Annotated in this window: 14 protein-coding genes and 1 pseudogene; 8 read left to right on the top strand and 7 right to left on the bottom strand. The window is 58.7% G+C overall.

Annotation, left to right across the window (positions count from 1 at the left end; translation table 11 throughout):
• Positions 1-63 precede the first annotated feature (63 nt).
• Complete coding sequence (locus N5D61_RS12705) at positions 64-318, bottom strand: Lpp/OprI family alanine-zipper lipoprotein (protein ID WP_108239626.1); 255 nt, start codon at positions 316-318, stop codon at positions 64-66.
• 277 nt (positions 319-595) lie between these two features.
• On the opposite strand from N5D61_RS12705, the gene N5D61_RS12700 reads away from it, so the two are divergent.
• The 3 genes from N5D61_RS12700 to N5D61_RS12690 all read left to right on the top strand — a co-directional run bounded on the left by N5D61_RS12700 (position 596) and on the right by N5D61_RS12690 (position 2,681).
• A complete protein-coding gene (locus tag N5D61_RS12700; protein WP_108239627.1) occupies positions 596-1,135 on the top strand; it encodes an Hsp20/alpha crystallin family protein in 540 nt (179 codons plus the stop codon).
• 64 nt (positions 1,136-1,199) lie between these two features.
• Entirely contained in the window at positions 1,200-2,147 is a 948-nt protein-coding gene (locus N5D61_RS12695; RefSeq protein ID WP_279893037.1) for a hypothetical protein, read from the top strand.
• Between the two features lie 81 nt (positions 2,148-2,228).
• Positions 2,229-2,681: a hypothetical protein gene (locus N5D61_RS12690; RefSeq protein ID WP_108239629.1), complete on the top strand. Its 453-nt coding sequence runs from the start codon at positions 2,229-2,231 to the stop codon at positions 2,679-2,681.
• 41 nt (positions 2,682-2,722) lie between these two features.
• On the opposite strand, the gene N5D61_RS12685 is transcribed toward N5D61_RS12690, so the two are convergent.
• Positions 2,723-4,402 carry an HAD-IIB family hydrolase gene (locus N5D61_RS12685; protein ID WP_279893035.1) on the bottom strand — a complete coding sequence of 560 codons (1,680 nt, stop codon included), beginning with the start codon at positions 4,400-4,402 and terminating at the stop codon, positions 2,723-2,725.
• A gap of 79 nt (positions 4,403-4,481) precedes the next feature.
• Entirely contained in the window at positions 4,482-5,129 is a 648-nt protein-coding gene (locus N5D61_RS12680) for a BON domain-containing protein (protein ID WP_279893033.1), read from the bottom strand.
• A 240-nt stretch (positions 5,130-5,369) separates the two neighbouring features.
• Here N5D61_RS12680 and N5D61_RS12675 point away from each other — a divergent pair, with 240 nt between their 5' ends.
• Complete coding sequence (locus N5D61_RS12675; RefSeq protein ID WP_279893031.1) at positions 5,370-6,017, top strand: c-type cytochrome; 648 nt, start codon at positions 5,370-5,372, stop codon at positions 6,015-6,017.
• A gap of 51 nt (positions 6,018-6,068) precedes the next feature.
• Entirely contained in the window at positions 6,069-6,929 is an 861-nt protein-coding gene (locus tag N5D61_RS12670; protein ID WP_279893030.1) for a CHAD domain-containing protein, read from the top strand.
• 29 nt (positions 6,930-6,958) lie between these two features.
• Here the strand turns inward: N5D61_RS12670 and N5D61_RS12665 are convergent, their stop codons facing one another.
• Both N5D61_RS12665 and N5D61_RS12660 read right to left on the bottom strand, forming a co-directional pair.
• Entirely contained in the window at positions 6,959-9,235 is a 2,277-nt protein-coding gene (locus N5D61_RS12665; protein WP_279893029.1) for a heavy metal translocating P-type ATPase, read from the bottom strand.
• Between the two features lie 221 nt (positions 9,236-9,456).
• Positions 9,457-10,104, bottom strand: coding sequence for a BON domain-containing protein (locus tag N5D61_RS12660; RefSeq protein WP_108239635.1), 648 nt, complete (start codon positions 10,102-10,104; stop codon positions 9,457-9,459).
• 228 nt (positions 10,105-10,332) lie between these two features.
• Between N5D61_RS12660 and mgtA the strand changes: the two genes are divergently transcribed.
• Positions 10,333-13,932, top strand: a complete 3,600-nt coding sequence (mgtA, locus tag N5D61_RS12655; protein WP_279893027.1) for a magnesium-translocating P-type ATPase — start codon at positions 10,333-10,335, stop codon at positions 13,930-13,932.
• A 15-nt stretch (positions 13,933-13,947) separates the two neighbouring features.
• On the opposite strand, the gene N5D61_RS12650 is transcribed toward mgtA, so the two are convergent.
• Complete coding sequence (locus N5D61_RS12650; protein ID WP_256600851.1) at positions 13,948-14,469, bottom strand: BCAM0308 family protein; 522 nt, start codon at positions 14,467-14,469, stop codon at positions 13,948-13,950.
• 88 nt (positions 14,470-14,557) lie between these two features.
• On the opposite strand from N5D61_RS12650, the pseudogene N5D61_RS12645 reads away from it, so the two are divergent.
• Positions 14,558-15,999 (top strand): annotated as a pseudogene (locus tag N5D61_RS12645) (molecular chaperone GroEL).
• Between the two features lie 176 nt (positions 16,000-16,175).
• Positions 16,176-16,859, top strand: coding sequence for a phosphoribosyltransferase family protein (locus tag N5D61_RS12640; protein WP_108239637.1), 684 nt, complete (start codon positions 16,176-16,178; stop codon positions 16,857-16,859).
• Positions 16,860-16,934: 75 nt separating this feature from the next.
• Here N5D61_RS12640 and N5D61_RS12635 read toward each other — a convergent pair whose 3' ends face one another.
• A complete protein-coding gene (locus N5D61_RS12635; protein ID WP_279893025.1) occupies positions 16,935-18,302 on the bottom strand; it encodes an erythromycin esterase family protein in 1,368 nt (455 codons plus the stop codon).
• Positions 18,303-18,359 lie beyond the last annotated feature (57 nt).

Here is an 18,359-nt window from a genome sequence, read left to right as displayed (position 1 = left end):
CGCCCCTTGTGCTCTAGCGTTTAGCAGGGCGACTCAACCGTCCGGCCGATCGGGCCGTTGACGTTATTTGCGTGTGGCTTTTTCCAACATCCTAGTGGCGCGCTCGTTGGCCTCGTCCGCGGTTTTCTGGGCTTGCGCCGCAGCGCTTTGTGCCATGTCGGCCTTGTTGTACGCCTCATCGGCTCGCAGCCGTGCAGTGGCAGCAGTGTTCTCAACGGCCTCGAGTCGCATGTCTACTTCCTGGGCATGTTTATGGCTGCAACCCGTTGTCAGGGCCAGGGCTGTGGTCAGCATCGTGATCAACCGTGTGCGTTGCATGGCGAGTATCTCCATTGATGTACAAGTCGGATGTTGCAATGACCTTGAAACGGTAACGGCGGGGTACCTACGGCGCTTGATCAAGGTCAATCTTCGGGGCTGATCAGGCTGGAAACTCACCCTCATTCTCAGCGTTTGGGGAGGCAAAACCGGAAGTTCGGGCCAGTTGATTTTTATCAAGTCCACGAAGAGTCAAAGCGCGACATTAAACGGGCAACGTCCGGGATGCGACGCCACGCCATCCTGTTTTTCCAACCCTTCCCATGAGGATCCTGCCATGGCTCAGTCCTTGAAGAAGCTCCACTCCCGCAATGACGAACAAAATCGCGAGGTCGCTATCGACTCCGGGAGCTGGCATCCCTTTGAGCATGTACGTCGTCAGTTCGAACACCTGTTTCAGGATGTAGCGAACATGCCCTCGCTGTTTTCCAGGCAACCACGGTTCGATCTGGAGCCTTTCTGGAACAGTGATTTCACGATGATCAAATCGCCCGCCGTGGACATCGTGGAAAACGAAAAGGTGTTTGAAATAACGGCGGAAGTGCCAGGCGTCGATGAGAAGAACCTGTCCGTCAAAGTCGTCAACGGCACATTGCTGCTAAAGGGTGAAAAGCGTGAGGAGCGCGATGAAACCTCAAAAAGTTATCACCTGACCGAGCGTCGCTATGGCGCTTTCGAGCGCGTGTTCAATCTGCCGAAAACCGTCGACGCTGATCACATCAAAGCCGCTTTCAAATCCGGTGTGCTCACGGTCACGCTGCCAAAAAAAGCAGAAGCGATGCAGCCGGAAAAAACGGTCGAAATCAACATCAACTGATCATTGATATTCATGCTCTGCCCGCTGAGTCAGGAGTCCGGCGGGCTTTATCTGGAGGTGTCTTGTGGCACAACCCAAACGACTATTGTTAATCGCGCCCGGCAAGATGATCACCACGCTGGCCTTTGAACGTGCCGCTCAACTCGCCCAAGGTTTGGATGGAACATTGCGTATTGTGGCGTTCGTCCCGCCAGACCAAGGGATCGTCTCGGCAGCGCGGTCCGATATCCCTGGCAGCCAGCGTTCCCCGTTGTGGGCATTCCAGCGCTGGCTCAACGCAGAGGCGGGCCTGCTAGGCAAAGGTGGATTGCATGTCTGCGCAGAAGTGCTGTGGTGCCCGCGCACGATCTCCAACCTATGCAGTTATATCAGGGAGGCAGAAGTCGATTACGTTATCAAGGACATGGAAGAGGATCAGTCGGCAGAGGGGCCGACGCTCTCTGCACTCGACTGGCAATTGCTACACGAAAGCCCGGTTCCTGTGCTGTTGGTCAAACCCCGGGGAGATAAACCATCGCGCCGGATCATTGCCGCTGTAAATATCCTTCACTGTGAGCCTGAAGTCAGGGAAATGAATCGCTGCCTGATTGAAACAGGTTATCTGCTGGTCAGGTCCTTCGGCGCCAGCCTACACCTGTTGTCCGTTTATGACCGACATGCGTTACCCGTCGCGCAAGTGGATGAGCACCGTCCAGCTTCGATGCTGAGCTACCACCAGGCTCGCCAACGCTTCGATGCCTTGGCGGACCAGTACGCCATCGCCTTGCAAAATCGTCATTTCGTCGTCAGTGAAGCGGCCGGCAATATCGGCCACTACGTCAGCCGAAACGGATTCGATGTGCTGGTGTTCGGCACCAAGGACTACCTGTCCACCGATCTGTTGCTTGGACGCACGGAGCACTGCGTGCTGGGCGATCCACCTTGCAGCGTGCTGGCCTATAAATCCCCCAGCTTTTCGACGAGTAACGTGATCCATGAGGCCAACAACTTCGTGGCGATGCATGCTCCTTGACGCCAGTTTTCATAGCGGCGTCCGACGTCATCCGAATGCCCTGGATGACGCTGGCCGCCTTCACATCGATGCAGGTGCCTTATGACCGTGATCAAGACCGCGAGGAAAAGCGATGCTGCAGGCCACCGATGGCAAACCGCTGTCTCGACGGTCAAAACCCGGCTGGTGTTGAAGATTCGCACATGGCGACATGAACTTCTGGTGCTGGCGCTCATCGTCGCGGTCACGTTCGCAGGCTATGCCTTCATCGTGCATTCGGCAGCGCTGGCGATGGAAAACCTCACGCAGAGCTGTGCGGCCCGGTTCGAGATCGAACTGCAAAGTGAGGACAACCCGCCTCCGCCACCTGTCCTGCTAAACGCGATGTGCCGATGCCTGGCTCAGGCATTGGCCGAGCGCAATAGCGTGTGGCAGCTGGCTTTGGTCCAGCAGGGCTGGCGGGATCTGCGAGCCCTTGAGCCGGTGACCGAGGATGATGAAATGATGTGTGTCGATGCGATCATCGAACCGGAAGTGGAACTGGCAAAACGTTAGAGCGTCTGAGTGCCGCACGGCGACCTCGCTCTCAATGTAGCTCACAGGTTGTAACGGGATCGGACAAGGCGTGCGATCTGTCCTAGGGCGCTCTCGCTGGCCATCTTGCTGTCGGATTCGATCAGGTAAGTTTGATTGGCCAGCATGTCGTCGTGAATCACCTCACGGAACCAGTGTGAGAAGTCGTGAGCGGCCAGGTGTGAGCCAAGCACTGAATCCTGAAGTTGCGATGACAGCGTCAGAAAGTCCGTGAGATTGACTGCGCGGCGGTCCAGTGCAGGAAAGTAAAAGGCATGCCAAGGGCCAACATCGCCAGCAACATATTTGCCGCTGTGTCGGTGATGTCTCTGCTGAGGCCGAACCAGGTCCAGGACCTTAACCTCCCTGTCGTCATGAAGGTCCCATAGGCACGCGTATTCGAGATTCTGGGCGCGCTCCGGGAACGCCGGGCAACTGCGCTGTCTCAGTTGAGCGAACCGCACAATCAGCTCCCTGTTGGTACTGCCGAGCGCCACCAGTGTGTCGACGCTCTCCAAGACAGCTGGGCAGACTTGCTCGAAATCCAGGGCCACGATGATAGCGCCCATGTTGCCGAGAAACCCGGACGGCCACACCGCGCAGTGGGGGAGCATGTAATGAGCCTCATCAAGGATGAGCCAATAGGGGCGACCGGAGGTTTTGCGAAGCGCTTGCAAAAATGGCAATAGATCACCAAACAACTGCACGCGCTCTTGAGCGCTGAGAGCCAGCGCGCTGACCACAACATTGAGTTCGGCCTGCAACAGATGATGGACTGACTCTTCGGTGGTCGGCGGAGCGGTTAACCCCCCAATCGTGACGGCGTTATCCAGACTCAGGTAATCACCCTCGGGATCGACAATGCAAAACCCCTGGTGTGCTTGAACCATGCGCTCGGTCAACCAGGTGACGTAACTGGATTTGCCAGCGCCGGAATTACCGACGATGAGCAAGATCGATTCCGGAGGCAACCAGACATCCTTCGCATCGCCGGCTTGACCCAAATGTATTCCGATGCGGTCGACCGGTACCAGCGCGGCATCCTTGAGCAACAGCTGATCGATCAGTTCACAGACGCCTTGACCGTGATCACGCTCCAGACGTATGTCGGCGCAGGACTTGATCGAGGCGATGGCGTTGCTGACGGCGGCGGAACAGCCACAGATCGACAGAAAGGAATGGTCATTTTCGGCATCCCCAACGCCAACCACGTTCTGCTCGCAGATGCCCAAGTTTCGCAACGCGGCGCGCAAGCCGAAAGCCTTGTTGACGCCGGGCGGCAGCACCATGATCGCATCCTTGTTGAAGGTCATCTGCAGTTCCAGGCCCAGATCCCGAATACTGTTGATCACAGCTTCCTCGAACGGGTGCCAGGTGGCGATAACCGAACGCCCGACCGATAGCGGCGCAACTCTTTTTTCGCGCAAACTGCGGACCAACTCGGTCGAGGCACCGTCCGTCAGGAGTTCATCTCTATCGGTCGCTGGGTCATAAAGCACGGCGCCGTTTTCTGCGATCACGCGGTCGAACAGTGCCAGTTGCGGAAAATGATGCTTGAGGGCTTGCAGTTCCCGACCCGTCACCAGCAGCAATTTGCGTCCGCTGTTCTTGAGCTGGAGCAACGCTGCCTGGACTTGCGGTGACACGTTGCCGTTCTGGGCAATGGTCCCGTCATAGTCCACTGCCAGGGCCAGGAAATGCATGCGCTCATCCTTCAGGGCTGATGCTCGAGGGGACAGGATCACTGCCTGCTACGGATTTGATGACTGACGTGGCCAGGACCTACGCCACCACCAAGTGGTTTTCCACTTTTCTCACGCCAGGCACCGACCAGGCCGTGCGCTCTATCGCGTCGCGCTCATGCAGGATATTGATTCGCCCCTCCAGCGTAACTACGTCGTCCTTGACGCTGACCTGGATCTGCTGGGCGTCGACCTCGGCACTGCGTTGAAGCGCGTCATCGATCCGCTGTTTTATGTCTGATGCAACGGGGTGCCTGCGGAGTCTGATGAGGTTGGTCACGGCAACCACGCCGCTTAACATGCGCACAGCGCGCACGATGGCGTCACGCTGATATTGCCATTCCACTTCACCGTCCAACTCGACCCAGCCGTCCTGGACCTTGATCTTTATCGTTCCTTCCGGCAGATGAGCCGTCCAGTTGATGATGTCGGCGGCGCGGGTCGCGATCTGATCATCGGCAACCTGTTTACCCACGGCGGGACGGACCTTTATTTCTTCGGCAATCGCGCGAACGCCCTTCATGCCTTTGACAATCTTCTCGATTGCGGCTTTCTGGCTGTAGGCGCGCACATGGCCTGAGAGCGTCACCACCCCGTGTTCAACGGTAACTCCGATCTGGGCGGGATCGATATCTCCTAATAACTCAAGCTCATCAATGATGTTATCGCGCAGGTTATGGTCGTTCATGGGGGCTCTCCAGTGTATGTACAGGGTCACACGCCCTGATGGTGGAGCCTGTAGTTCAACGCCGGCGCGAGGTTCCGGTATTGAGTTTTATCAACTCTCTTTCTCTACCGATCCGACGTCATCATCGATGCGCGGCAGCCATGGCCACACCGTATCGAAGTGCGTAAACCTTGATGCAGGTCAAGCGCGCTCAAGGCGCAGTGGTCACGCTCACACTCAATACTGGCGGGAGGGCCGCACATGGTCACGCGCGTTGTTTTCAAAGCGCCAATGCCGATGCTATTGCGTGCGTGCTGGCAGGTGTCGGGGTTGTGCAGCGCCGCCATTCTCCTGAGCTGTACACCTGCCGAACAACCGCCAATATCGCCTCCTGGTGCCCTTGTGGCCGATGAAGTCTGCTCGTTCTGCCATGGGGTGACAGGCCAGTCCATCGCCCAAGAGGTTCCGAAGCTGGCCGGACAACAGAAGGCATACCTGACCAAGCAGTTGACCCGTTTCAGGGGGCATGAGCATCTGGGCGAGTTCAGTGCCCGGTATATGCGCCAGTTCGCGCAACTCACCGATGGCCAGATTGATGAGTTGAGCGAGTATTTCTCTGAGCAGCCGCCCATGACTGCCCAAGGTGACGGCGAGCATACCGTCGGCGAAGCAATTTACCGCAGCGGGTTGCCAAACATAAGCGTACCTGGCTGCGCTTCCTGTCACGGTGCGCAAGCGCAGGGGAGCGGCAGTATCCCTCGTCTTGCCGGGCAACATGCTCGGTACCTGAGTCAACGGCTTGAAGTGCTTGCCGCTGCGCAAGGCAGCGTTTCATCCAGCCATTTGCTGCCGCCTGCCGCGGCTGAAATGGTCGCCCTTTACCTGGCGAGCCTGGGGGCGAACAAATGAATAATTGCATGCGCCCCTTTGGTCGTCACAAGCCCCGCGAGAACCTGAGCCATGAACACCGCCGATCGTCTTGTTTTCCGTATTCTGAGTTTGCAGGTCAGGCTCTATCACGACTTCGTGCGCGTGAAAGAGTCAACCGATTCGGAAGCGCTACATGATTTGCGTATCGATGTCAGACGCCTCAGGAGTGTGTTGCGCCCGTTGCGTGCGTCTTCTGAAATCGCGTCGCTCGACCAGGCTGCCGCTGCGGTTGCCAACCTGACGACCCGTGCGCGCGATCTGGAAGTGCTCATCGCGGAACTCAAACGCCACGGGCAGGCACGACAAGCGATCACGCGACAGGCTGCCTTGCACGCGCTTTACTCCCGGGTAAAGCGCAGCTCGGTGATCCCGACGTTGCTAACTGCGCTGGATGATTGCCCCGAGGCAGTGCGTGCCGTTGAAAACGAGCGGGGCAGCCACCGTATGAAGATCAGGATTCAGCGCGCTGTTTGCAAGCAACTGAAACGTCTAGAACATGCCATTGAAACGCCGGGCTTTGATCGGCACCGCTTGAGGTCGACACTCAAGCGGGTGCGTTATCTGATCGAAGCATTCCCGTCCATTTCCCCCATTTCTCGTGAGGCAGTGCAGGCAATGGCGGCCACCCAGGCGGCACTGGGTAAGTGGCATGATCTCGACCTGTGGTGCCAATTGTCGTTCAAGGAAGACGACCTGCAACGCCTGCGCCATGACTGGAGCCAACGGACGGAGGCGGCACTCGATAACGCCGAGGTGCATCTGAGGTCACTGGCACATCGTCTTCCCAAAACCAAAGTGTCACGTGTCGCCGTTCGCGGGCTCCCCGCCGCTCACACAGCCGATAATCCGTTTGAAGGCGTGATCGATGTCGAGACCGGGCTGCCTGTTTGAGTGTCCGGCGACTCAGGCGGGCTAAACAATCAGCGCTGATCGAGGCTTTGGTAAAGCTCTTCTTCCTGGGCAAAGTGCAATGCGACGAGGGTGTCCAGGCGAATCAGCGTGTCGTGCACTTCGTCGACCCCAAAAACGTTGGGGTCCTTGGCAAGGCCGGCGCTCATGCGTGATAGCAACCTGACCAGACGGAAAATCTCTCGATGGGAATGGCTGAGCGGGGCCAAAGGGTCGTGCCCGCGTAAATAGGCGATCAGGTAAGGGTGCAGCTTGCTTTCATCGTCGCGTTCATGGGGCACGAGTTGCCGCTCCAGCAAGTCGGTCAGCTCGCCCAGTTCCGATCTGGCCGTTTCGGGTGTCAACCGCCGGAAGTTATGACTCAACTGATCAAGCTTCTCCAGGACCTGCTTCAGATCAGTGTGGTCACTGGCCATCTGCTGCAGCCGCAAAGCGTCCAGCGCCGGTGTCGGTAGCCACCCCGGAGCACCGAGCGCACGCAGTGCGTTGAGGATCACACCGACGTCGATGATCTCCTGCAGGATCGCGCCCGCCAGAGGGGGCAGATAGCCGACTGCGGCCACCAGCATGGCGACGGCAGAAAGGCCCATCCCGACCAGCATGCTCTGGCGGGCGATACGACAGGAGCGTCCGGCAATTTTCAAGGCCTCCGCCACCCGATCCAGGCGGTCGAGTAACACCACCACACCGGCAGCTTGTGACGCCGCGCCGGCGCCATTGGCCCCCATGGCCACCCCGACGTCTGCCGCTGCAAGTGCGGGAGCGTCGTTAATGCCGTCGCCGATCATCAACGTGATGCCTTGGGTTCGGCTTTTCTGCACAGCCTTGACTTTGTCCTCAGGACTCATGTCTGCCTGGACCTCGTCCACACCGGCAGCGATGGCGACCGATTGGGCAGTGGCCAGCCGATCCCCCGTGATCATGGTGACGCTTTGCGCGCCGAAGTGCCTGAAATTGCGTACGGCGGTGGCGGATTCTCGGCGTAATGGATCCGCGAAAAGAATGGCGCCTTGTAACGCATCATCCACCGTGATGAAGCTCGCGCCCAGGCCCTGATAATCCAGACGCATCAGCAGCGTCGATGACCAGGCGTTGCCGTCACCGCTGACAAAGGCCAGCGTCCCCAATTTGATCCGGTGGCCGTCCAGGTACCCACTGATGCCAGCGCCGGGGGTCTCTTCTCGCATGGACGGCGTGCCCAACGGTTGTCCGGCACGCTCGGCAGCAGTGCTGATCGCAGATGAAACAGGATGGGAGGAGCCTTGGGCGAGCGACGCGGCCAGGCGCAGCAGGTCGTCGCGGCTGATGTCTCCCGATGTTTCGACGCTGTGTACAGACACATGGCCAGTGGTCAGGGTGCCGGTTTTGTCCAGCAGGATATGACGGGTCTGCGCGAGCGTTTCGAGTGTGGCGCCATCCTTGACCAGAATGCCCCGTCGCGCACAGCGCGAAATGCCTGACAGCAGGGCAATTGGAGCGGCCAGAATCAAAGGGCAGGGCGTTGAGACAACAATGACGGCCAGCGCGCGAAGCGGGTCTTTGGAAATTAGCCAGGCCCCACTGGCAAGTATCAGCGTGAGGGGAACCCATAGCAGCGCATAGCGATCCGCAGCGCGCATGAAGGGGGCGCGTGAGCGTTTGGCGCTTTCGGCCATACGCACGATGCCGGCGTACGTACTGTCTTTCGCGCTACGGGTAACTCGCAGGGCGAAGGACTCGCCAGCGTTGACGCACCCGCTGTTGAGCATCTCTTCGCTATGATGCACCACGGGAACGGGCTCGCCGGTCAGCGCTGACTCATCGATTGTGGCCGTGAGCGCCAGCAGTTGGCCGTCGAGAGGGATGACATCGCCCATGCGGACCATGATGGTGTCGGCAGGCATGATGCTTTCGACCGAAACACGCCGGAGCGTGTCGCCGTCCTTTTTCAAGGCGAAGGCGGGGGCACGATCAATCAGGCGTTTAAGCTCACGCTCGGCGCGCTGTGAACTGAGGTACTCCAGCGTACGTCCCGAAGCCAGCATGACGGCAATAACGGCAGCGACCAGATATTGAAGGAAGTACAACGCACCGGCGATCGACAGCAGTGCGGTCAGGTCAACGCCAATCTGTCCTTTGAGCAGATCGGCGATGACTTCAACCGCGAGTACCACGCCCATCAGGATGGACGCCGACGCCCAGATCCAGTGGCACAGCACCACGTCGCCGCTCGCATTGATCATGGCCCCGACAGCGAGCGCGGCGGACGATATCAGCAACAGTGCGGGATCGAAAATACTTCTGTTCATGCTCGACTCGCGCTGACGAGAAGTTGACCGCCAACCGTAGGGGGACAAACACGGGCGGGGATGCATGCAATGGAAAAAAACCCCCGTGGCCTTTCGCACGCGGGGGTAACTCCATGCCCTTTGCTCGGGCGTTTTTTCAGCCCTTTGTAGACGGCCTTCTGGGGTGGACGTTTCGAGCGCAGGCAACTCGGCAGTCCTTTGCCGTGTTTCGTAGATCCGGATCAAGCGACCTTCAAGTGATCTTCGATTTTGCGAACCCCGGGGACGGCCCAGACGGCGCGCTCGACCACGTCACGCTCATGCAGCATATGCACCTGACCTTCGAGCGTGACGACATCGCCTGTGACCTGAACCCGGATTTGCTGGGCATCCACCTCGGCACGGCGTTCGAGCGCTTGCTCAATGCGATGCTTGATATCCGTGACGCTCAGACGCGGCCGCAGGGTCAGCATGTTGGTGACACCCACGACACCTTCTATTTTGTGCACTGCACGCAGAATCGAGTCTCTCTCGAACTGCCAGTCAACCTTGCCTTCAAGGTCGACCCATCCGGCCTGGACTTTGATCTTGATCGCGCCCTCCGGCAGGTTGGTGGTCCAACTGATGATATGCGCAGCGCGCGCTGCAATCATGTCGTCCGTCGGCCTCATTGTCCCCTCGGGGCGAACCTCGATTTCTTCGGCGATGCCCCGTACTCCTTTCATGGTTTTCACGGCGCGCTCAGTCGCGATTTTTTGGGCGTACGTTGTCACATGGCCAGAGAGGGTCACGATGCCATTCTCGACGGTCACGCCGATGTGGGCGGGATTAATGTCGGGGCGGAATTCAAGCTCGTCCAGAATGTTTTTGCGAAGGCTCAAGTCACTCATGGCAGTGTCTCCTTGGCAGGAAGATGGGCGTATTTCCCTTCACGGGTGCCTGTTTTTGTACGCGCCTGCACCTCGGCCGTATTGAGTTTTATCAATTCTTGGTCAACAAGACCGAACGTGCCGGGTAGTACACCGGCCAGAGACCCTCACGTTTTCTGATGTGCATCAAGCGCGCACGCTCGCCATTGCCGATGATTCTGGCTTTACGGTGTCCATTGGGAGGCCTGCATGGCTGCTGATACTGTCAGTCCAGAGATTCCTGGTACCGACCGGCTGGAAGAACCGCCGTTCAGCCGGTCCGCCCTTTGGATCACCTGGTTGCTGGGTGCGGCCACGCTGGCCGCAGTCATCGCAATGGCCTTGCACTTGAGCGACGTCGAATCGTTTATGACCCTCTTCATGAACGCCCAACCGCTCTGGCTCATTGCCGCAGTACTGGCGCAAAGCCTGACATACGTCGCCCAAGGGCAAATCTTTCGCACCGTGCTCGCACAGGGAGGCCATGCGCTTACCCGCTGGGCGGCGATCAGACTCAGCCTGGTGAAATTGTTTGTCGATCAGGCTTTGCCCTCGTCAGGCATCAGCGGGGCGTTCGCCGTCGTAGCATTCTTCATCAGGCTCGGCCTGCCCAGGCCGGTGGTATTGGCATGCCTGGCGCTAGACCTGGCAGGCTACTTTCTCGCTTACGTGGCGTCGGTCGGGGTGGCCGTTCTGATCCTGATGGTGCAAGGCCATGCTTCTGCGCCCCTGGTTGCGGCCTGTCTGGCTTTCATCTGCGTTGGGTTGATTCTGGCGCTATCCGGACCGAGACTCGCGGGTAACCGATCATTGGCAAGGCGGGTTCCAGGACAGCGTTTTGCCTTGGTGAGCAAGGCGCTGGCCTTATTGACAGGCGCCGATGTGCGGCTGGCCCGGAGTCGGCTGTTGTTGCTCCGCGTCACGCTCCTTGAGCTGGCGATCATCGTGCTGGACAGCGCCACGCTGTGGCTGCTGGTCTTGGCGCTGGGGGTATCCGCTCCCGCATTGGGGCTGTTCGCCGGGTTCATGGTCGCCAGTGTCGTACGCAGTGTAGGCATCATGCCGGGAGGGCTTGGCGCCTTCGAAGGCGTTCTGGTCGTCACGTTGCATTGGGCAGGCGTGGATCTGGCCGTGGCCTTGTCCGCGACTCTGCTGTTCAGAGGATTGACGTTCTGGCTCCCTATGGTACCGGGCCTCTGGATGGCACGTCGCGAATGGCTGCACGATGCGTCGCCAACGCGCACTCAACCTCAGGCCGACTACTGGAGCGGTCCGATCGAGCAGTTGTTCATCGACTGCAACAGCGCCCCCTCAGGTTTGAGCGACGAACAGGCCCGCGCGCGCCGACAGCCTTCAAACCACCCATTCAAGCAACGACCGCAAGGATTCATGTCGCTGGCGCTCAAGCAACTCATGACGCCGCTGGTCTTGATCCTGATGACCGGGGCGATTATTGCGCTGGTCATCGGCGACTGGCTGGACGCCGCCATTGTCTGGTGCATCGTGGCGTTGAGCGCGGTGCTCAGTGCCTGGTACGAAAACCGCGCCAGCACGGCCGTCGAGCAATTGCGCAATAAAGTGGCGGCCCGTGCGACGGTAGTAAGAGACGGCAAATCGCGTGATGTGCCTGCCAGTGAAGTGGTGCCCGGCGATGTCATGCTGCTGAGTGCTGGCAGCCTGATCGCAGCGGATGGCCGTATCATCGAGGCAACGGACTGTTTCGTCAGCGAAAGTCTGCTCACCGGTGAGACCTTTCCGGTTGAAAAAATGCCCGGGCAAAGCGCACCGGATTCCAGCCTGGTCGATCGTCGTAACTGTGTGTTCATGGGGACTTCAGTGCGTAGCGGAACGGCTCGGCTGTTGGTAACGCGCCATGCAGAGGACAGCGAGATGGGGGCTATTGCCCATGCGCTGTCATCAAGACCCCCAGAAACCGAATTCGAACGCGGTCTTCGCCATTTCGGCGGTCTGCTGCTGCGCATCATGCTGGTGATCACGATTGTCGTGATGGGTACCAACATCCTCCTGCAGCGCCCGCCACTGGATACTTTGCTGTTCGCCATCGCATTGTCGATCGGCATGTCGCCAGAGCTGCTCCCGGCAATTTTGAGCATCACGCTGGCCAAGGGTGCCCAGCGCATGGCCGCCAAAGGGGTGATCGTGCGTCACCTCAATTCAATCGAGAACCTGGGTTCGATGGATGTACTGTGCACTGACAAGACTGGCACTCTGACCCGTGCTTTGGTGGTGCTTGACCGGGCCGTCGACGTCTGGGGTGTCGCAGACGCTCACGTGTTATTGCTGGCCACCCTCAATGCAACGCTACAAACCGGAATGCGCAATGCCATAGATGACGCCATCGCTCTGGCGGGCAAAGACGTCGACGTATGGCCTGGCATCGTCAAGCGCGACGAAATTCCCTATGACTTCGTGCGCAAGCGGTTGAGCATCATCGTGGGTAACGTGCCGCACACGGGATGCCTGATGATCACCAAGGGCGCGGTCGAGACGGTGCTGCAAGTGTGCACGCACGCCCAGTTCCGGGGGCAGACCTGTGCCTTGGGGGCCGCCGAGCTCGCTTCCATCGGAGAACGGTTCGCGCAATGGAGCGAGCAGGGTTATCGCGTATTGGGTATCGCCAGCCGCGCGATGCCGGAGCAGCCGCACTACGGCAAGCAGGATGAGACAGGCCTGACTTTCCTCGGTTTTCTGCTGTTCTTCGATCCGCCGGAGCCCGAGATCAACGACACCCTGACCGCGCTGGAGCGCCTTGGCGTGCAGGTGAAGATCATTAGCGGCGACAGCCACCTGGTCACACGTCATGTGGCCCAAGCGGTGGGGCTGCCGGATTTGCAAATGCTCACCGGCGCACAATTGATGCAGATGAAGGACGAGGCACTGATGAGGCTTGCGCCGACAACGACCTTGTTCGCTGAAGTCGATCCCAATCAGAAGGAGCGGATCATTCGAGCGCTCCAGAAAACCGGGCACGTCGTAGGTTATCTGGGGGACGGGATCAACGACGCGCCGGCTCTACAGACGGCGGATATCGGCATTTCCGTGGACCACGCGGCGGACGTCGCGAAACAGGCGGCGGACTTCGTCCTTTTGGAACATGACCTGAACATCGTTCGGGAGGGCATCGAAGAGGGACGTCACACGTTTGCCAATACGCTCAAATACCTCTCGATTGTTTCCAGTGCCAACTTCGGCAACATGGTGAGCATGGCGCTGGCTTCGCTCGTTCTGCCGTTCTTGCCGTTGCTGGCCAAGCAGATTCTGCTGAACAACTTTCTGGCTGACATTCCCTCCATGAGCATTGCCAGCGACAACGTCGATCGCGAGTGGGAGCGAACTCCGCATCGCTGGAACATGATTGATATCCGAAACTTCATGGTGGTCTTCGGGCTGGTCAGTTCGGTGTTCGATATGGCGACCTTCGGAGTGCTGTACTTGATGGTCGGAGTCGCGCCTGACCTGTTTCGCAGCGGCTGGTTCGTCGAGTCGCTGCTGACCCAATTGCTGACGATCTTCATCGTTCGAACTTACAAACCCTTTTACCGCAGCAGACCCGCACGGTTGCTGCTGATCAGTGCAGTGACCATTGCCGCCGCAACGGTCGCCTTGCCTTATAGCGTCGTCGGCCAGTGGTTTGGTCTGATCCCGCTCCCTGCGCAGTTGCTGCTGGCGGTATTGGCCGTCAGCCTGTTTTATGCAGCAGCGGCTGAGCTCACCAAGCGGGTGTTCTACCACCGCTCAGACGCTGCGCTTACGCTGACGTCTGGACATACTTCCTCGAGCGGTGCTTGAACCAAGGACAGTTCCTCAATCGTCACGTCGCCACGTGATGCTCAGGAAGAAGGTGTCATCATTGTAGTGATAATGCGCCTCTCCCTTGAATGCATCCCTCAGGGCGTGGGCAATACGGCCCGCCAAATGCAGGCCTGTGGTACTGACGACCAGCTCACCGTTTTTCTCTTCGACGCTCATTAATCGTTCTAGGGCGTGCTCGGATTTCTCCAGCTTTTCAGCGTGGTAGACCAAATTGCTGATGGCGTCGCGATGGACCGCCCAGAACTTACCCGAAAGGGTCACGACGCCCGCGGGCATGTGCTCGGCGATGCGCCTGCACGCGGGGCAGGTGACTTGGCGCGGTGCCTGCGTCAATGCTTCCGGCCGTCGCCATTTCCAATTGCCTGAGTAGTAGAACGCCTCGCATCCAGGGCATATCGCGCTGCCAGTGAAACGTTGTGAGGCGAAGGGGTCATGGAATCTGGTTTTGAACAGCTTGTTTTTCTGGCTGTGCTGATATTTGGTCACAACATCCTCCCAGCCTGCGACGCGCATCTGCCCAGGCTAACAGTTCATTGACCTGAAACGACCGGATTCAGGGAGCGCTCCATTGAAGCACCACAGCCCGCCGGCAGTTTGATTAATGTCAGCTGATGGTGTGACCCATGGTCGGACGCTGGCACCCGCCCGCGAGAAGGTGTTGTCGGGTGCGACTCAGTTGGCCAATGCGGTCAGGGTGACACTGGGGCCAGAATCCAAATCGATTCTCATGCAAAACAAATGGGGCGGTCCGACTGTATGCAATGACGGCGTCATCTTCGCTTACAGGATTGATCTGCCTGATCCTGAAGGGAATCTGGGCGCCCAGATTCTGCGCGAGGCCGCTTGGCGCCGGGTGATGCCGTCGGCAACGGCACGAGTACGGCAACAGTGCTGGCTCCTGCGATGCTTGCCGATGCGCTGGAAAGTCGGCGTCGACGGTGTCGTGAGCATTGAGGAGTCGAAAACCATCGAGACTGTGGTTGAGATCATGGAGGGGATGCGTCTGGATCGCGGCTCTGTCTCCCCCTATTTCGTCACCGATCTGGAAAAAATGCAGGTTGAGCTCGACGAGCCTGATCTGCTGCTTTGCGACCCTAAGGTCGGCATTCTGAAAGACTTGCTAGGTTACTGGACATGACCGCCAAGAGCGGCAGACCGCTGGTGCTCATCGCCGAAGACATAGAAGGCGAAGCATTGAGCACGTTGGTCATCAATCACATTCGCGGGGTTTTGAAAGCGGTGGCGATCAAAGCCCCCGGTTTTGGCGACAGGCGCAGGGAGACGTTGCAGGACATCGCCGTACTGACAGGCGCGACCGTCGCGGCGGATGAGCTGGGTATCAGCCTTGAACAGTTTTCCCTGGACCAGTTGGGTCGGGCTCATCGAGTGATGGTGCAAAAGGACAGTGCATCGCTGATCGGTGGTGCGGGAAGCGATGAGGCGATCAACACCCGCAAGCAACAGATTCGCGCTCAGATCGACAATACCAGCAGCGAATATGATCGTGAAAAACTACAGGAAAGGCTGGCCAGGCTGGCCGGAGGTGTCGCGGTAATACGCGTCGGTGCGCCCACTGAAGCAGAGATGAAAATCCGCAAGGACGCGTTGGATGATGCGATTTCAGCCACGCGGGCAGCGATTGCCGAAGGCATTGTCGCCGGAGGCGGATTGGCGTTGCTTAAAGCCACGTCGGCAGTCCGGGCGAAACTTGCCGGGCACGAAGGTGATGTGCGCACCGGTCTGCAGATTGTATTGCGAGCACTGGAAACGCCTGCGCGGGTGATTGCAGAAAACTCAGCGGTAGATGGCGGTGTCGTGGTCGCCCGGATGCAGGACGAGCCCGGTAACCAAGGTTTCGATGCAGCGACAAACCAGTACGTCGACATGTTCAAGGCCGGGATCGTGGACCCGGTCAAAGTGGTGCGCATTGCACTTGAAAACGCGGTCTCGGTCGCCAGCGTCGTGCTGCTGACCGAAGGCATCATGACCGAGATTCCCGAACCGGCATCAGAGCCCGCTGAGAACGCGCCCTTCGCGTCATGACGTATTAACGGCGATTGATGCCATGGGGCTTGGGCGAGCTTGATAAGTATCAAATTCAGGTCGCAGCGCATATGGCATGTTGTAATTGTCCTGTGCAGCCCGGGGTTTGGTCTCGGTCAGGATGAGCCGCCATCACTGATCCCGTACCGTCATTGCCAGATTGCGCGAGGTGTCCAATGACCATGTCTGCTTCAAATGAAACGCTCTATGCTGACCGCATTGTTGCAGGTCAAAGCTTGGTCACACTGCTATTGCATTACGCTCATCAACCATCGGTTGTCGTATTGGCACTCCCGCGTGGGGGTGTCCCCGTGGCGTATGAAGTGGCCACTGCGCTGAACGTTCGACTCGACGTGATGCTGGTTCGCAAACTGGGTGTGCCGTCACATGAGGAGTACGCAATGGGCGCGATTGCCAGTGGCGGAGTGAAAATCCTTAATGAAGGTGCGCTGCATGCCTATGAGGTTGGTGCCAGTCAGCTTCAAGAGGTGTTGGACCGTGAGGCTGGGGAGTTGCAGCGCCGTGAGCAGGTCTATCGAGTGGGACGGGCGCCGTTGCAGCTCAAGGACCAGACCGTGATCCTGATCGATGACGGAATGGCCACCGGTGCCACCATGATGGCCGCCGTTCATGCGGTACGGACTTATTCACCTGCGCGCATCGTCGTAGCAGTGCCTGTGGCTGCACTCGAACCTCTTGAGGTGCTCCGCGGGGAGGTCAACGAAGTCATCTGTCCGATGGTGCCGCAATGGCTGATATCCGTGGGTTACTGGTACCAGAATTTCCCTCAAGTCTCCGATCAGGATGTCATTGCGCTGCTCAAGCGCGCATGGATGAGAGAGGCCCAGGCAACTCTTTGAAGGTGTCCATCCGACCGGCTCTCGACTTCGATATCATCGTGCACAGCCTCTTGGCAAAGAGGCTTGCCCGCATGTTCATACGCCAAACGGGTAAAGCTCATTTTCTGGCTCCATATGCTGGGATTCAGGAAGGGGCAGGGCGGTTACCGACCGCGTCTGTTCAAACCAGATCATTGCGTCGAACTGATCCGCCAACACCGACTCAAAGTAGTGGCTCATGCGTTCGGTGTCGGGGCGGTAGATGACCCCGATGGCGCGGGCGAGCAGCGGGATGCAAAGGCTCTCACGCAGCGCGTTTCGGCCCGGGTTGCGCCAGTCGGTAAGAGATGCGGCGACGCCGGCTTTGAGAAATTGGTGTTCCCAGCTGTCTGGTCGGGACGCAAGAACGTCTTTGATCTGCATTTCGCCATCCCAGTCATCGGCGGCGGCGACTTGACCGCGGTCTGTCGCCATGCCAATGAGCACGACATCCCTGCCAAAGGCTTGGCGGGCCAGTTGACCTATATTGAACTGCCCCTTCCATCCCATCTCGGTTGCACCCGCGTTGCCGATATGGGAATTGTGAGCCCAGACCACAGCCCTGGCGTCGGATCCGCGGTGTTCCAATAGTGCACGCAGTGTGTCGAACATGTGCCTGTCACGCAGATTCCACGAGGTCGTGGACCCTCGGTAGATCGCTCGGTAGTACTGCTCAGCGGCCATCACCACCCGCGCATTTTGCGTCGCATTGAAGAGCACTTCGTCGTTCTGAACGAGTCCCGTCAGTTGCTCTGCCAGCATGACATTGAGCTGCTCGACGACGCCTTCTTCACAGGGCATTACCCCGTCACGCTCGACGAAATGGCCATACAGCGAAGGGTCATCCTGCCACGGTGTCAGACAGCCATAGCGGCGTCTCGCTTCGCCGGCCTGCTTCGCGTCGACACGATCAAGATAGCTCAGCACCTCATGTATGGAATTGCGTAAGCTGTAGACATCCAACCCGCGGAATTCGACGCGAAGGCTGGGCTGCAGTGAGTGATTGTAGTCATGCAGCCAGTGGGTAAATGCCTTCACTTCACTGTTACGCCACATCCAGGTCGGGAACCGGCTGAAGATGTGGCGCTTCCAAGCCGAGTGCGCTAGACCTCGGACGTATTGATCGACGTGGCCGGCGTCCGGCCAGTCCGCCTCTGCAGCGACGATATTGAACCCGTGCCGTTCAATCAGCCGTCGCGTGATCGCAGCGCGGGCGAGATAGAAATCGCGAGTGCCGTGGGTCGCCTCGCCAATCATTACAACCCGCGAGTCGGCATAGCGGTCGAACAACTGGCCGAATTCAGGTGTGTCTATCTCCGGCAGCGGTTCAGCGTATTGGCGTAGCAAAGGTGGCAGATGAGCTACGTCGATGGACGGTTGCTTGCCATGGAGTGTTTCCAGCCATTGATGGGAGGTCATGTTCATGAACGTTATCCCCTTGAGGTGGGTCGTTCTCAGCAGCGTTACGCGCTATGCCGGGTG

The sequence above is a fragment of the Pseudomonas sp. GD03842 genome, from assembly GCF_029841165.1.
Classification (GTDB): domain Bacteria; phylum Pseudomonadota; class Gammaproteobacteria; order Pseudomonadales; family Pseudomonadaceae; genus Aquipseudomonas.
This window is presented reverse-complemented; position numbering and strand designations above follow the sequence as displayed.

Coding starts and splice junctions, on each gene's coding strand:
- N5D61_RS12685 (WP_279893035.1), bottom strand. CDS start 4,402: ATGCATTTCCTGGCCCTGGCAGTGGACTATGACGGGACCATTGCCCAG.
- N5D61_RS12680 (WP_279893033.1), bottom strand. CDS start 5,129: ATGAACGACCATAACCTGCGCGATAACATCATTGATGAGCTTGAGTTA.
- N5D61_RS12675 (WP_279893031.1), top strand. CDS start 5,370: ATGGTCACGCGCGTTGTTTTCAAAGCGCCAATGCCGATGCTATTGCGT.
- N5D61_RS12665 (WP_279893029.1), bottom strand. CDS start 9,235: ATGAACAGAAGTATTTTCGATCCCGCACTGTTGCTGATATCGTCCGCC.
- N5D61_RS12670 (WP_279893030.1), top strand. CDS start 6,069: ATGAACACCGCCGATCGTCTTGTTTTCCGTATTCTGAGTTTGCAGGTC.
- N5D61_RS12690 (WP_108239629.1), top strand. CDS start 2,229: ATGACCGTGATCAAGACCGCGAGGAAAAGCGATGCTGCAGGCCACCGA.
- mgtA (WP_279893027.1), top strand. CDS start 10,333: ATGGCTGCTGATACTGTCAGTCCAGAGATTCCTGGTACCGACCGGCTG.
- N5D61_RS12700 (WP_108239627.1), top strand. CDS start 596: ATGGCTCAGTCCTTGAAGAAGCTCCACTCCCGCAATGACGAACAAAAT.
- N5D61_RS12705 (WP_108239626.1), bottom strand. CDS start 318: ATGCAACGCACACGGTTGATCACGATGCTGACCACAGCCCTGGCCCTG.
- N5D61_RS12635 (WP_279893025.1), bottom strand. CDS start 18,302: ATGAACATGACCTCCCATCAATGGCTGGAAACACTCCATGGCAAGCAA.
- N5D61_RS12640 (WP_108239637.1), top strand. CDS start 16,176: ATGACCATGTCTGCTTCAAATGAAACGCTCTATGCTGACCGCATTGTT.
- N5D61_RS12650 (WP_256600851.1), bottom strand. CDS start 14,469: ATGCGCGTCGCAGGCTGGGAGGATGTTGTGACCAAATATCAGCACAGC.
- N5D61_RS12660 (WP_108239635.1), bottom strand. CDS start 10,104: ATGAGTGACTTGAGCCTTCGCAAAAACATTCTGGACGAGCTTGAATTC.